We start from the raw sequence: 14,247 nt of genomic DNA, 5'->3' as shown, positions 1-14,247 counted from the left end.
CAGAAATAGCGGGGCTAATTATCATATGGGTTCGCCAGACCCAGTGTTTCAAGTATGCGCGCTTCTGTTGTTTCCATCAATGTGGCATCTATGTCGTCAATATGGTCATAGCCAAGAAGATGTAACAATCCGTGAATGACCAAATGAGTCACATGATCGGCCATCGGCTTTGTCGCGGCCTCGGCCTCGGCCATGCAGGTTTCCCATGCAATCGCAATGTCGCCAAGGTTTTCAGGGTTATCCGCGGGCCCTGCATCGGGCAGATCCGGCACCTCGCCCGCGTATTCGGCGGCCCGTTCCTCGGATGGCCAGGACAGCACATTGGTTGGGGTCGGCTTGCCACGAAAATCTGCGTTGAGCGTGGCAATATGCGCATCGTCACACCCCATCAGGCACAGCGTAAAACCTTGAACAGGAACGCCAAGTTCCCTTAACGCAGCATCACAGGCACGGGTTGCCAAGGCGGCAAGCCCGAAACCTTCCCAACGCGGGTCTTCGATCAGGGTATCAACCAGAGGCTCCATCATCAGCCTCATACGCTTCAATAATGCGCGCCACAAGCGGGTGTCGCACGACATCCTTGGAGGTGAAATAATTAAAGCTAACACCCCGCACCCCGTCAAGGATACGTTCGGCATCGGATAGGCCGCTGGCAGTGCCGCGCGGCAGGTCCACCTGCGTGCGATCGCCAGTAATAACCATGCGCGAACCTTCGCCCAAACGGGTCAGGAACATCTTCATCTGCATGGTTGTGGCATTTTGCGCCTCGTCAAGCACCACAAAAGCATTCGCCAAGGTGCGGCCGCGCATAAAGGCCAGCGGCGCGATCTCGATACGCTTGTCCTCCATCAGCTTGGCAAGCTGCTTTTGCGGCAGGAAATCATTCAGCGCGTCATAGAGCGGCTGCATATAGGGGTCGATTTTTTCTTTCATGTCGCCGGGCAGAAAGCCAAGCCGTTCGCCCGCCTCTACCGCAGGGCGCGACAAGATAATCTTGTCCACCGCCCCCGCCAGAAACATGGTCACACCAACAGCCACGGCCAAATAGGTTTTGCCCGTTCCCGCAGGTCCAATCCCAAAGCCAAGATCATTGTCGAACAGGCTTGCGACATAGGCTTTTTGGGCATCAGTCCGCGGCTCCACCGGCTTTTTGCGGGTGCGTATGGCATAGCGATCACCGCCAACCTGCGCGATCTCTTCGCTTGGAACAAGGACCCGGTCGGGCATCGGGCGGCCCATCCGGATGGCACCGTCAATATCGCCAGCCTCAATCCCCCGCCCCGCCTCCAGCCGGGCATAGAGCGATTGTAGCACGGCCGTCGCATATTCGCGCGCGCCCGCACCACCAAGAACCGCCAAAAGGTTGCCACGGCGCAGGATATTCACCCCGGTCTGCTGTTCAACCTGCGTCAGATTTCGATCAAACTCACCGCAAAGATCAATCAATAAGCGGTTATCGGGAAACTCCAACAGGGTTTCAACCGTCTCTTGCGGGGGGATCATCATGCCTGTTCCCAAGGAATTCTCCTTCTAGCTTGGGGCCTGCATAAAGTGTGGGGTCATTTCCCGCCAGCGCAAGAGGCATCTTTACAAAATCAGAAAAAGCGCGGGCTTTTGCCACGCCCCCAGCCCAAAATAAAGGGCCGCAGCTTGCGCTACGGCCCGATCAATTCTTTGGTGCCAATGTTTAGCGGCGAACAACTACAGTCCGGCGGCCGTGGCCTGAAACGCTGTCTTTGATGCCTTCGGTCGTCGACTGATATTCGCGGATAACCGTCCCGGGCGGGTAGCGGCCATCACAAACGGGCAAGCCCGATACCGGATCAAAGCGTGGCGTGGCATAGCCTTCCAGACCGTCGTCGATAACCCAGTTCTGGCAGCCATCCGGATCATAGGCGATAGCGGCACGGCCATTGGCCAAAACGCCCTCATCATGGCCTTGGTCTTGTCCCGTAGCGATGACCGAGGAGCCATCACGGTAAGCCTCGGTGCCTTCGAACTTTTCACAGCCCGTCAGTGCCAAAGCAGCAACAAGACCTGCGCTCAATTTCATTGCGTTGATCATATCTGTTACCACCTGTAGCAAACGATTTCGACCCGACGGTTCTTTTGCATACCTTTAGCAGAAGAGTTGGGCGCGACCGGACGTGTTTCCCCGTATCCCATCTGGCGCTCTACCGCGGCCCCGACCGAGCGGGCAACAGAACCGACAGAGGCGGCGCGGCGCTCCGACAGATTTTGGTTATAGCCATGCGAGGCGCGGCTGTCGGTATGGCCATAAATGGCGTAACCAAAAGCGTCCGTGCTTTGGAAGAACTTTTGCAAACGGGCGCGCCCTTTTGCTGTCAGATTGGCGCTGTCGGTGTGGAACAACGTGTCGGTGTTTTCCACCAGACAGGTGTTCTTCTTGAGGCAAACCGGCTTACCGGTTTCCGGATTCCGGCGCGGCACCATATAGCCTTCAAGGCCACCATCAGCCCACCAGTGCATACAACCGTCGTCGTCGACCCAAAGGCCCCACTCGATCTGCCCGGTGACTTCCGGCTTTGCCAGAACCGCAGATGGCCCGGAAAGGCCAAGCGCAAGCGCGGCCGCCCCGATCATCATCTTCGTCGCATTCGTAATCTGTTTTTTCACAGTGGTAACCCCCCCGGGTTTCACGCATACTTGATATCTATTTAAGGACTGCAATTCCGCGCCGCCATTGTAAAGCAAAAACTAGCCTCTAGCGCGACATTGCCGCAGCGATTGTTGCACTTGGGGCGTTTTCAGGGGCTTGATATCGCCTATTTCACAGGGAAATCGCGGAAATCGTTAAGATAATCTTACCGCAGCAAGGGAATTTGTCTTTGATTCTGTTACCCTGACGCGCACCAATTCGCCCGGTTTTCCGGCTGGATCGGTCACATGTACTGCATGAAGATGATCCGATTTGCCAACCATCTGGCCGTCTTGCCGACCCTGCTTTTCATAAAGAACATGCACCTCTTGCCCCACCATCGCATCCTGTGCCGCACGCTGTTGCGATGTCAGCAAAGCTTGCAACTCTTGCAGGCGGGCGTCGGCGATGGCGGTTTCCACCTCGGGCTTTTCGGCAGCGGGGGTGCCTGGGCGGGCAGAATATTTGAACGAATAGGCCATGCCGTAGCCGACCTCGCGCACCAGGGCCAAAGTCTCTTGGAAATCCGCATCGGTTTCACCCGGAAAGCCGACGATGAAATCGGAGGTCAGCAAAATATCGGGCCGTGCCGCGCGAATACGATCAAGAACACGCAGATAGTCCGCCGCCGTATGCTTGCGGTTCATCGCCTTGAGGATACGATCCGACCCCGATTGCACCGGCAAATGCAGATAAGGCATCAGTTGCGGGCAATCGCCATGCGCCGCGATCAGATCATCTTCCATATCATTAGGATGGCTGGTCATATAGCGCAGGCGGTCGATCCCCTCCACCCCCGCCAATTCACGGATCAACCGCGCAAGGCCGTAACCATCCGCGCTATAGGCATTCACATTCTGGCCCAGCAAGGTCAGTTCGCGCACACCGCGCGACGCCAGATTGCGCGCTTCGGCCAGCAGGCGTTCGGGGGGGCGGCTTACCTCGGCGCCGCGGGTATAGGGCACCACACAAAAGGCGCAAAACTTGTCACAGCCTTCCTGTACCGTCAGAAATGCCGTCGGTCCGCGCATGGCTTTGCGTTCGGGCAAATGGTCAAACTTGTCCTCGGGCGGAAATTCGGTATCGATCGCACGCTCGCCCTTTTGGATCTTGGCCTCCATCTGCGGCAAACGGTGATAGCTTTGCGGCCCGACGACCAGATCCACCAGCGGCATCCGGCGCAAAATCTCGGCGCCCTCGGCCTGGGCCACACAGCCTGCCACCGCGATTTTAAGGTTCGGATTTGCCTCTTTGGCAGGGCGCAAACGGCCCAGATCGGAAAACAGCTTCTCGGATGCCTTTTCACGAATATGGCAGGTGTTGATCATCACCATATCCGCGCCCTCGGCCGTGTCGGTCTGTACATAACCCGACGCGCCAAGGCTTTCGGCCATGCGCTCACTGTCATAGACATTCATCTGACAGCCATAGGTTTTGATAAACAGCTTTTTCGGCTCGGTCATGGGGGGCACCTTTTGCAAACGCGCCCTTTTACACCGCACAGGCCCCAGCCGCAACGCCATGTGCACAGGGCTTGCCTTTCCGGGCGGCTAGCCCGTACCTTCACGCGAAAGGATAGCCGTCTTTGCAGGCAGGAAACCGGGGACAATATGCGACACGAAAATCTGGCGTCCTATATTGGCAAGAACTATCAAGCCCTTGCCAGGGGGCCAACTGCCGTCATCCTTGCCGATGATCCGGTAGAGCTAGACAGCACCCTGCGCCATCTGCTGAAAATCGGTTTTCACAACGTTGTGTTGCTTGCCGATCCGCAGATCCCGACACCTCCTGCACTAGAGGATGCCGTTCAGCGCGTTGACTACGACAGCTTTCAACCCCAAGCCCTGCAAAACGCCGTGAACCAGTTGATAGAGCCTGCATCCGGCGCCTGGCTCTATTACGGCTATAATGCGGAATATCTGTTCTATCCGTTCTGCGAGTCGCGCAACGTCCACGATCTGCTGGCCTTCCACACCCAAGAGCGGCGCGATGCATTCCTGTCCTATGTGGTTGATCTTTACGCAAAGGATCTGACGGCCCACCCCAACGCCGTCTCGACAGAGGAGGCGATGCTGGACAAATCCGGCTATTATGCCTTGGCCCGCCCCAACCCCGACAATCACAATTACCCCCGTGAGCGGCAGTTGGATTTCTTTGGCGGCCTGCGGTGGCGGTTTGAGGAGCATATCCCCGAACAACGCCGCAAGATTGACCGCATCGCCCTGTTCCGCGCCAAAGCAGGGCTACATCTGCGCGAAAACTACACCCTCTCGGACGAGGAATTTAACACCTACGCCTGCCCGTGGCACAATAATATCACCACAGCCATCGCGTCCTTCCGTACCGCAAAGGCGCTGAAATCAAACCCGGGGTCGCGCTATGATATCCAGGACTTCACATGGCATAATTCCACAAAGTTTCAATGGCACAGCCAACAGCTGATGGATCTTGGGCTGATGGAACCGGGGCAATGGTTCTAAGGCTTCACCGATGTAAGTGTGCTTCGGCCAACGTAACCAGATAGCGTTCGATTAAACGTTAAAAGGAAGACGCGAACAGGGCTATCGTCAGTAAGGCGAGCATCGCCATGCCGTTTGATGGTCTCCACGACTTCTACTCGCTGATCGAACGCACCCCGGTGCGGAGATGCTTCACTTTCTGCAACAGGAGGTCCCGACGGCCACCCATGTCGATCCTTGGCAGGTAGAGACGATCACGCCTGACGCGCAAACGGTTGCGCTGCTTGTGTGCCGCAGGCAGGCAAGTCCTGCGTCCTCGCGACGCGCGATGTGCGTGCGTTGAAGCGCGGCGGCACTATCATCTGCGTTGCTCCAGCGGAACGCCAAACGCGTGAGATCACCCGCAAGGTGCAAGCATAGGCGAGTGCCAATCGCAGAGTAAAAAGAGACCAACTCGCGGCGTAAAACTGGCCCCTTGAGGTATCAGTTTTACAATATCAACACGCCCGGCCCAAGGACGAAGCCGCTCCGCGGCACTGGTGCTTGCCGCTGATGGCGTGAGACACCCATAGCGCTGCGCATTTTGTGATCTGGCTGACCTGCCTGACGATTGGGGTCTTCTCAATCATCAGACAGGAGGTTTCCATGACAGAGGAGAGAGTAACCCCGCTGCGCCAGCGGATGATCGAAGACATGCGCATCCGTGGGATGGGCGACAAGGCACAGAAGTCGCACATTCGGGCGATCAAGGATTTCGCCGCATTCTTGGGCCATGCGCCGGACACCGCAACGCCGGAGGAACTGCGCGCATATCAGCTCCACATGTCGGATACCGGGGTGACCCCGTCGACCTTCAACACGCGCATCGTGGCGCTGCGGTTCTTTTTCGGGATGACCTGCGGGCGCGAAGAGATGAAGCGCTACATGCAATTTCGCGCCGAGCCGCGGAAGTTGCCTGTGGTGTTCAGCGTCGAGGAGGTGTCCGACATCCTGATGGCAGCACCCGGGCCGGGGCTGAAGTATCGCGCGGCCCTCAGCATTTCCTATGGTGCCGGACTCAGGGCTGCCGAGGTCTGCAACCTCAAGATCGGCGATATCGACAGCGACCGGATGCTGATCCATGTCGAGTTGGGCAAGGGTCAGAAGGGCCGCAAGGTGATGCTGTCGCCAGGCTTACTGGAGTTGCTACGCGCTTGGTGGCGCGAGGCGCGGCCCGAGGGCTGGCTGTTCCCCGGCAAGCCAAAGATCAACCCGATCTCACCGCGCCAACTGAACCGCGCCTTCACCTCTGCCAAGCATATGGCCGGAGTCAAAAAAACCGCCACCTTGCACACGTTACGGCACAGCTTCGCCACCCACCTTTTGGAGGCCAACACCGATGTGCGTGTGATCCAGGTGCTGCTCGGCCACGCCAAACTGACGACCACGGCGCGATATACCCATGTGGCCACAAAGACGATCCGCGACACGGTCAGCCCCTACGAGATGCTGGCCAAGTTGCAGGACCAGACGGTGAAGCGAAGTCTGGAGTGACCGGACGCCGGGGTGTCCCGGCCCAAGCTGGAGATCGCTGACATCTTTCGACGATACGGTCCTGCGTGGCGGCAGGCCAATGCGGGGCACGTCAGCCTCTCCCAGCTCAAGGTGATGTCAGCGATTGAAGCCTGCCGAACCGAGGAACTCGGCGGGCATATAGCCGGTTGCACCAAGTGCGGGCACCATCACATCGCCTACAATTCCTGCAAGATACCATTGCCCGGCAGGCGATTGCGAAGCAATCTGCCGAGAGGGGGCACTGCCCCAAATGCCAGGGGCCAGCGGCGCGCGACTGGATGGAGGCCCGCGCCGAGGACCTGTTGCCGGTGGAATACTTCCACGTAGTCTTCACGTTACCGGCTGAGATCGCGCAGATCGCTTATTGGAACAAGAAAGCGGTCTATGGCCTGCTGTTCAAAGCCTCGGCAGAAACGGTGATGACCATCGCCGCCGATCCCAAACGTATGGGCGCGCGGGTGGGCATGACCAGCGTGTTGCACACTTGGGGCTCGGCACTGACCCATCATCCGCACATCCATATGATCGTCCCCGGTGGCGGCCTGTCGCCCGATGGCACAAAGTGGGTCGCCTGCCGCCCCGGGTTCTTTTTGCATGTGCGGGTTCTGTCGCGGCTGTTCCGACGCCTGTTTCTGGACGGGCTGATGGATTTGCACCGGGCCGGGCAACTGGTCTTCTTCGGTGATCTGGCCGGATTGTCGGCGGCAAAGGCTTTCACCACCTGGCTCGCCCCATTTCGCAAATCCGAATGGGTGATCTATGCCAAACCGCCCTTCGGCGGGCCGGAGGCGGTTCTGGCCTACCTGAGCCGCTATACGCACAGGGTAGCGATCTCGAACGCCCGACGGGTCAGCGCGGAGGCCGATACCGTGGCTTTCCGCTGGAAGGACTATCGCGTCAAATCCGGCGATCGCCAAAAGGTCATGCGGCTGACCACGCCCGAGTTCATCCGCCGCTTCCTGATCCATGTCCTGCCCCCCTCTCGGGTCATTGCCACGCAATGCCCTGCCGGGCAACGGACGGCTTCCACCGCATCCGGCATTACGGTCTGCTGGCCAGTTCGACCCGCAAGGCCAACATCACAAAAGTCCGTGCCTTGCTCTGCGTTCAGCGCCCAGAACGGGCCACTGCGTCAGGGCCCGACGCAGAGATCATACCACTCACCCTGCGCGAACCGTGCCCCTGCTGCGGCGGACCCATGCGCATCATCGAGGTCTTCCGTCGCGGGCAAAAACCAATGTCGCGCGCGCCACCACGGGAGTGGGCGGCATGACACACCGTCTATCAAATGCCAGACAACACCGGCTGCACCCCGCAGACCCGGCTCAGCCCGTATGCGCTTATCGCTCCTCAGCGCGAAAACTGACCGCAGGCACGGCAATATGCACAGCAATACCAGCATATTCGACTAATTTAGTGACAGTCTCAGCCGTCATGCGCACCTTCAGCCGAACCCCTGACAAAGCCGTCGCCCCGACCGTCGGCATACTTTCCCCATAGGTCTATCCAAGACCCCCGCGGCTTCCTCCTTGGGAGGTTTTCCAACGCGGGTCGTGGTCGCGCCTGTCCCCAACGTTCCGCCGCGACCCGCATCAGAAAACCTTCACCTGAGCGGGCACTGGCCCACCCTTAGCAATGCCGCAGTGCGGCCTATCAGACCGGACATTCGTTCTTATGGCAAAAACAGCAGGCATAGGCATTCATCTGTTAACCGGTAGGCGATTTTATCGCCGTTAGGACATTTTAGGATCGCTTTTCTGGTGAGCTGGGTGCCGTTCCCCGAGACAATACAGGCTGGTTTTCCATAGAGCCGACCAGTGCATCCAGCGCGCGTGCCCCAGAAATCCTGCTATCAGGCATAGGTTTTCGCGGCAGCAATCATCGTTCACAGCCAGAATGCGGAACCTCCGGCAGGCCCCCGCTGGTTTAGCCGGAGTGGCACAGGTATTGGTGTGCGGCTCCCACCTGCGCCTTTGCGGCCACGCCTGCGCCGAACAGACAGTCCTGCCTTAGCGGTAAATGCGTTAAAGCTTCTTGTCGTTCATAATCATGCCCTTGCGCTCCAGCATCACGCCAATGCGCCCCCTCTCGCCGATTGCGACGCAATCACCTGCCGGGCAACGGATTATCTGCGCATCGGTAAAACGGCTTTTCCTCATTCGTCTGCTCCTTCAGTGCTGGGCTAACTCTACATCAAATTGAGGGAAATTCCGGGGGGAGGCAGGGCACAGATCTGCCGGGGCAAACTGGCCTAGATCAGGAGATCGGCTGTGTCACTGCCCCCTCTCACGGTTTGCAGGCAAACCGTGAGAGGGCAGCGGACGGCGCATGTAACACTCGCAAATGCTATGATGCCATTATCGCTCGCAACGCTCATCCCGTCTTCTCGCCGCGCAAAAACGCCAAGCCCTAGAAGCCTGACACACCCGGTGCAAGGGACAGAAGCTATACGCTCGTGCGACTTCGATAGGCGGGTCGCCGAGGTCCAGATCCATGCGGCCATCCTCAATGGCTTCACCGCTCTTGGTATTCCCCGTGCTGTTACCCTAGGTATATTTCCGTCAGGGGTAAGGGGAAGTCAAACCCAAACCGGATGTACGCAACAAAGTCGGTCTGCTGCCTAAAGCGGCGGGTGCAGGGCGGCATAATCTTTGGCCTGTCTGCCACAATCAGGGGGGAGACCACCTTTGAAGACGGCCACGCACAGCAGCACAATTTCCCCGATTGTGATGCGCTGCGCATGCCCGCCGATCACCCTGCGCATATTGGAAAACGGCACGAAAATTCCCGGGATCGGATAGCCGGGAACAGCCCCCGCACTAGCCAATGCAATCTTTGCGCTCACGGAACAGCGTATCCGCAGCCTGCCGCTAAACAAATCAATCAATTTCGCGTAACCCCCCTTTGGTTTCACGTCCCCCCCTTCCCCCCGCTGCAATTTCGGGTAGGGTCTGCGCATGCTGCGTATAAACGAAAATATCACCCTTGCGGATTGGGAGCTGTCTGAAAGCTTCTCACGCTCTTCCGGGCCGGGGGGACAGAATGTGAACAAGGTCGAAACCGCGGTAGAACTGCGGTTCGAGGCAGAGCGATCCCCCAACCTGCCCGGCCCTGTCAAGACACGGCTGAAACGGCTGGCGGGGCGACGCTGGACCAATGAGGGGGCCATCGTGATCCGCGCCGAGGAAACCCGCAGCCAGATCCGCAACCGCGAAATCGCGCGCGAGCGGCTGGTTGAAATGATCCGCGCCGCCCTTCATGCCCCCAAGCGGCGCATCCCGACAAAACCCACGCTTGGCAGCCAACGCCGCCGCCTCGTGGCGAAATCTGTCCGTGGCACGGTTAAATCCCTGCGCGGCAAAGTGGAGCCTGACGAATGACCGAGACCCTGACCGACCGCCGCGCCCGCCTGATGGGGCCGAATGTCCCGACCTTTTACCGCAACCCCGTGCATATCGTGCGGGGCGAAGGGGTTTGGCTGTGGGATAAGGACGGCAAGCGCTATCTCGATTGCTATAACAATGTGCCCCATGTCGGCCATTGTCACCCCGCGGTGGTCAAAGCAATCGCCGATCAGGCCGCCATTTTGAACACTCACACCCGCTATCACCATGATCTTGTGCTGGATTATATCGAGGCGCTGACCGCCCGTTTGGGCCATGACATTTCACAATGTATCATGACCTGCACAGGGTCCGAGGCCAATGACATCGCCCTGCGGATGGCGCAGGCCGTGACCGGCAAGATCGGGATCATCGCGACCGACAACACCTATCATGGCAACACAACCGCCACATCTGCGCTGTCGTCGCGCCGCCCGCCAATCGGGGGCTATCCCGCCCATGTCCGGCTGGTGCCCGCCCCTGACAGCCTGCGCAGCCCTGACCCGGATGGCAGCATCTTTGCCGGTCACATCAAAGCTGCGATTGAAGATCTGAACGCCTCGGGCATCGGGTTTTCCGGCATGATGCTTTGCCCCGCCTTCGCCAATGAGGGCATCCCCAGCGTCGCCCCCGGCTTTTTCGCCAAAGCCGAGGCGGTGATCCGCGAAGCAGGTGGTTTGATCCTATGTGATGAGGTCCAGCCCGGTTTTGGCCGGATGGGCAGCCATTTCTGGGGGCATGAGTGGCTTGGGCTTACCCCCGATGTCGTGACCTGCGGCAAGCCGATGGCAAACGGGCATCCGGCGGCGGCGGTGCTGGCGCGCCCCGACGTGATGGCTGCTTTCCGCAATGCTTTTGGCTATTTCAACACGTTTGGCGGCAATCCGGTATCGGCGGCGGCCTGTCTGGCCACGTTGAAGGTGATTGACGACGAAGGCTTGCAGGAAAATGCCGCGAAAACCTCGGCCTATGTGATGGACCGCCTGCGCGCATTGCGCCACCCGCTTTTGGCCGAGGTGCGCGGTGTCGGGCTGTTCTTTGGCGCGGAATTCGTGCTGGATGAAAACAACACCCCCGCCACCGCTTTTGTCGAGGATCTGGTAGAGGTGATGGTCGCCAAGGGCTTCATCCTCAACCGGATCGGCCGCGCGGGGAATACCCTGAAAATCCGCCCGCCGCTGCCCTTCGGGATTGAACATGCCGACCTGCTGGTTGATGCGCTGACCGAGGCGTTGGCAACGACAAAGGTGCCCGCATGACCATCACAAACCTGGCCGCCGAGGCTGCCGCCCATTGGCAAGGCACCCCGCAAAACCTGATCTGCGACCGCGAAAACGCGGTGTTTCGCATGACCCTGCCGGATGGCAGTTTGGCCGCCCTGCGCCTGCACCGGATGGGGTATCAGACCGCCGCCGCGATCCGGTCGGAGCTGTGGTTTTGCGGAGCGCTGGCCGATAAGGACCTGCCCGTGCCGCGCGTTCTGACGGCGAAAGATGGCGCACAACTGGTCACGCTTTCGAACGGCCGGATGGCCTCGGCGGTGGAATGGCTGGCCGGATCGCCACTTGGATATGCAGCCGTGCCGCTGGCCGGAAGTCCGGATGATCAGGCCAAACAGCATTACAGCCTTGGCCGCTTGCTGGCCCAAATTCATGACGCAGCGGAAACCCTGACCCTGCCCGCAAATTTCGCCCGTCCCGCGTGGGATCTGGACGGTTTGACCGGCGAGACCCCCTTTTGGGGCCGGTTCTGGGAACACCCCGCCCTACACGATGATGAGCGTGACGAAATGCAAAAAACCCGCGACTTCCTGCGCGCCGCCTTGCAAGACCATGCCGCCAATACCCCGCTGATGCCGGTTCATGCCGATGTCTTGCGCGAAAATATTCTGGTGGACGGCACCGCCATGTCGATCATCGATTTTGACGACAGCGGCCTTGGCTTTCCGCTTTATGATCTTGGCACCGTGATGTCGCAAAACATGTATGAGCCTGCGATGCCAACGCTGCACATGGCGCTGATCGAGGGGTATCAGACCCTTCGTCCGGCTGATCCCCGGATCGTGGACCTTTTCACACTGGCGCGCTCTCTTGCCTCGGTGGGCTGGACAGTGCCCCGGCTTGAGGCGAATGATCCGATCATGCGCAGCCATATCGAACGCGCCTTGATGTACGCCCGGCAGATGATCCAATGAACTCCTTTTTACGCCTGACAGCCAGCCTGTTTTACCGCCCGCCGATTCTCCAGATGGCGGCGCTCTGCCTGCGCGGAACGGGGGAAGACACCGAAGTGTTGCTTATTCGCAGCCTTGACAGCAGACGCTGGATCTTGCCCAAAGGCTGGCCCATGCGCGGCAAGACCCTGGCCGAAGCCGCCGCGATCGAAGCCTGGGAAGAGGCCGGCGTGACCGGCGAGGTAGAGCCCGACTCCATCGGCAGTTTCGCCAGTTTCAAACGCCGCGCCAACGGGTTGCGCCAACGCAGCACCATAGAGGTATTCGTGCTGCATGTGGCCGATGTCGCCAAGGATTTCCCCGAGGCCGATATGCGCGAGTCCCGCTGGTTTCCTGTAACGGAGGCCATGGAAAAGCTGAAAGAGCCGGAGTTGAACGGGCTGATCACTGACTACCTTTCGCGGCCACGTTGAACTTCGTTGTTATCGGCGCAAAAAACCGATAGCAGGCGCGTCAATATATATTCCAAATGACAGGCTGCCAGAATGTCCGACCGCCCGGTGAACCAGTGGAAGACGCTCGACAAGGACCTTAACCGGATCTCGCATCTGGAACGGGCAAACCAATATGTCGCCCGCCCGCTTGTGGCGCCTGGAATGGCATTGGCCTTTATCGTGATCGTGGCGGTGATCGCAGCATTGCTGACAGGGGAATCCTCGGACCGGCTGGTGGTCATCGTGGCGGCGGTATTCGGGGCCTATATGGCGCTTAATATCGGGGCCAATGATGTTGCCAATAATATGGGGCCGGCCGTGGGTGCGAATGCGCTTACGATGGGCGGCGCCATTATCATCGCGGCGGTTTTTGAGACGGCTGGCGCATTGCTTGCAGGCGGGGATGTGGTTTCGACCATCTCGGGCGGGATCGTGGCCCCCGAAAGCCTTGCCGACCGCGAGACCTTTATCTGGGCGATGATGGCGGCCCTGCTTTCGGCGGCTTTGTGGATCAACCTTGCGACATGGCTGGGCGCGCCGGTTTCAACCACACATTCCGTCGTGGGCGGCGTTATGGGCGCGGGGGTTGCGGCAGCCGGGCTTGCGGCGGTCAACTGGCCGACGATGGCACAAATCGCGGCAAGCTGGGTGATCTCTCCAGTGCTTGGCGGCGCGGTTGCGGCCATGTTCCTCGCCTTTATCAAGGCACGACTGGAAGATGCCGAAGATAAAATCGCCGCTGCGCGCTTTTGGGTGCCGATCCTGATTGCTATTATGGCGGGCGCGTTTGCCGCCTATCTGTCGATCAAGGGCCTGAAAAAGATCATGTCGATCAACATGCCCGTCGCCTTGCTGATCGGGCTTGGCGTGGCCGTTTTGACACAAATGATCACCAAGCCGATGATCCGCCGCCAATCCGAGGGGCTGGAAAACCGCAAGAAATCACTGAAAAAACTGTTCGGGGTTCCGCTGGTCGTCTCGGCCGCGCTGCTGTCCTTTGCGCATGGCGCGAATGATGTGGCCAATGCGGTCGGCCCATTGGCAGCGATTGTCCATGCGGTGCAGGATTTTGACGCCGCCAGCAAAGTGCAAATCCCGCTGTGGGTTATGATCGTGGGCGCGGCGGGGCTTTCGTTCGGGCTGATGCTGTTTGGACCGAAACTGATCCGTATGGTGGGCAGCCAGATCACCAAGCTTAATCCGATGCGGGCCTATTGTGTGGCGCTTTCGGCCGCGATCACGGTCATCGTTGCCTCTGGTCTGGGGCTGCCGGTCAGCTCCACCCATATTGCTGTTGGTGCGATCTTTGGGGTCGGATTTTACCGCGAGTGGCATGCCGAACGCCGTGCGCGCCGCCTTGGCATCCTCAAGGGTAAACCCGTCGCCCCCGAGGAGCGCAGCCGCCGCAAACTGGTGCGGCGGTCGCATTTCCTGACCATCATCGCCGCTTGGGTGATCACGGTTCCGGCGACCGCGCTGCTGTCTGCGGGCGTGTTCTTCGGCCTGTCGTTTTTGGCGCTGTAGG

Annotated in this window: 13 protein-coding genes and 3 pseudogenes; 9 read left to right on the top strand and 7 right to left on the bottom strand. The window is 59.4% G+C overall.

Annotation, left to right across the window (positions count from 1 at the left end):
• Positions 1–14: 14 nt before the first annotated feature.
• The 5 genes from ybeY to miaB form a co-directional block, all read right to left on the bottom strand.
• A complete protein-coding gene (ybeY, locus tag EOK75_RS09960; protein WP_137194360.1) occupies positions 15–524 on the bottom strand; it encodes an rRNA maturation RNase YbeY in 510 nt (169 codons plus the stop codon).
• Positions 508–1,506, bottom strand: a complete 999-nt coding sequence (locus tag EOK75_RS09955; protein ID WP_137194359.1) for a PhoH family protein — start codon at positions 1,504–1,506, stop codon at positions 508–510. Before EOK75_RS09955 ends, ybeY begins: the two co-directional genes overlap by 17 nt.
• A 181-nt stretch (positions 1,507–1,687) precedes the next feature.
• Entirely contained in the window at positions 1,688–2,053 is a 366-nt protein-coding gene (locus tag EOK75_RS09950) for a hypothetical protein (protein ID WP_137193823.1), read from the bottom strand.
• Between the two features lie 17 nt (positions 2,054–2,070).
• Positions 2,071–2,637, bottom strand: a complete 567-nt coding sequence (locus EOK75_RS09945; RefSeq protein ID WP_240793958.1) for an OmpA family protein — start codon at positions 2,635–2,637, stop codon at positions 2,071–2,073.
• A 177-nt stretch (positions 2,638–2,814) separates the two neighbouring features.
• Positions 2,815–4,122, bottom strand: a complete 1,308-nt coding sequence (gene miaB, locus EOK75_RS09940) for a tRNA (N6-isopentenyl adenosine(37)-C2)-methylthiotransferase MiaB (RefSeq protein ID WP_137193822.1) — start codon at positions 4,120–4,122, stop codon at positions 2,815–2,817.
• A 147-nt stretch (positions 4,123–4,269) separates the two neighbouring features.
• On the opposite strand from miaB, the gene EOK75_RS09935 reads away from it, so the two are divergent.
• From EOK75_RS09935 to EOK75_RS09925, 3 genes and pseudogenes are all read left to right on the top strand, one after another.
• Positions 4,270–5,139, top strand: a complete 870-nt coding sequence (locus EOK75_RS09935) for a hypothetical protein (RefSeq protein ID WP_137193821.1) — start codon at positions 4,270–4,272, stop codon at positions 5,137–5,139.
• 624 nt (positions 5,140–5,763) lie between these two features.
• Positions 5,764–6,651 (top strand): tyrosine-type recombinase/integrase, encoded by an 888-nt coding sequence (locus EOK75_RS09930; RefSeq protein WP_137193820.1) that lies wholly within the window; start codon positions 5,764–5,766, stop codon positions 6,649–6,651.
• 12 nt (positions 6,652–6,663) lie between these two features.
• Positions 6,664–7,945, top strand: a pseudogene (locus EOK75_RS09925) (IS91 family transposase).
• 429 nt (positions 7,946–8,374) lie between these two features.
• Here the strand turns inward: EOK75_RS09925 and EOK75_RS09920 are convergent.
• Positions 8,375–8,753: pseudogene (locus EOK75_RS09920) on the bottom strand (IS3 family transposase); the annotation flags it as partial.
• Between the two features lie 149 nt (positions 8,754–8,902).
• Between EOK75_RS09920 and EOK75_RS09915 the strand changes: the two are divergent.
• Positions 8,903–9,224, top strand: a pseudogene (locus tag EOK75_RS09915) (hypothetical protein); the annotation flags it as partial.
• A 68-nt stretch (positions 9,225–9,292) separates the two neighbouring features.
• Here EOK75_RS09915 and EOK75_RS09910 read toward each other — a convergent pair.
• Positions 9,293–9,517 (bottom strand): hypothetical protein, encoded by a 225-nt coding sequence (locus tag EOK75_RS09910; protein ID WP_137193819.1) that lies wholly within the window; start codon positions 9,515–9,517, stop codon positions 9,293–9,295.
• 112 nt (positions 9,518–9,629) lie between these two features.
• Between EOK75_RS09910 and arfB the strand changes: the two genes are divergently transcribed.
• The 5 genes from arfB (at position 9,630) to EOK75_RS09885 (ending at position 14,246) form a co-directional block, all read left to right on the top strand.
• Positions 9,630–10,052 (top strand): alternative ribosome rescue aminoacyl-tRNA hydrolase ArfB, encoded by a 423-nt coding sequence (gene arfB / locus EOK75_RS09905; RefSeq protein WP_137193818.1) that lies wholly within the window; start codon positions 9,630–9,632, stop codon positions 10,050–10,052.
• Entirely contained in the window at positions 10,049–11,314 is a 1,266-nt protein-coding gene (locus EOK75_RS09900; RefSeq protein ID WP_137193817.1) for an aspartate aminotransferase family protein, read from the top strand. The genes arfB and EOK75_RS09900 overlap by 4 nt, the downstream gene beginning before the upstream one ends.
• Positions 11,311–12,249, top strand: coding sequence for a phosphotransferase enzyme family protein (locus tag EOK75_RS09895; protein ID WP_137193816.1), 939 nt, complete (start codon positions 11,311–11,313; stop codon positions 12,247–12,249). The genes EOK75_RS09900 and EOK75_RS09895 overlap by 4 nt, the downstream gene beginning before the upstream one ends.
• Complete coding sequence (locus EOK75_RS09890) at positions 12,246–12,701, top strand: NUDIX hydrolase (protein ID WP_137193815.1); 456 nt, start codon at positions 12,246–12,248, stop codon at positions 12,699–12,701. Before EOK75_RS09895 ends, EOK75_RS09890 begins: the two co-directional genes overlap by 4 nt.
• A gap of 72 nt (positions 12,702–12,773) precedes the next feature.
• Positions 12,774–14,246, top strand: coding sequence for an inorganic phosphate transporter (locus tag EOK75_RS09885; protein WP_137193814.1), 1,473 nt, complete (start codon positions 12,774–12,776; stop codon positions 14,244–14,246).
• Position 14,247 lies beyond the last annotated feature (1 nt).

The sequence above is a fragment of the Pseudorhodobacter turbinis genome (assembly GCF_005234135.1).
In the GTDB taxonomy this organism is placed as follows: Bacteria; Pseudomonadota; Alphaproteobacteria; order Rhodobacterales; family Rhodobacteraceae; genus Pseudorhodobacter; species Pseudorhodobacter turbinis.
The sequence above is the reverse complement of the archived record's forward strand: the minus strand, read 5'-3'. Positions and strand labels throughout refer to the sequence as shown.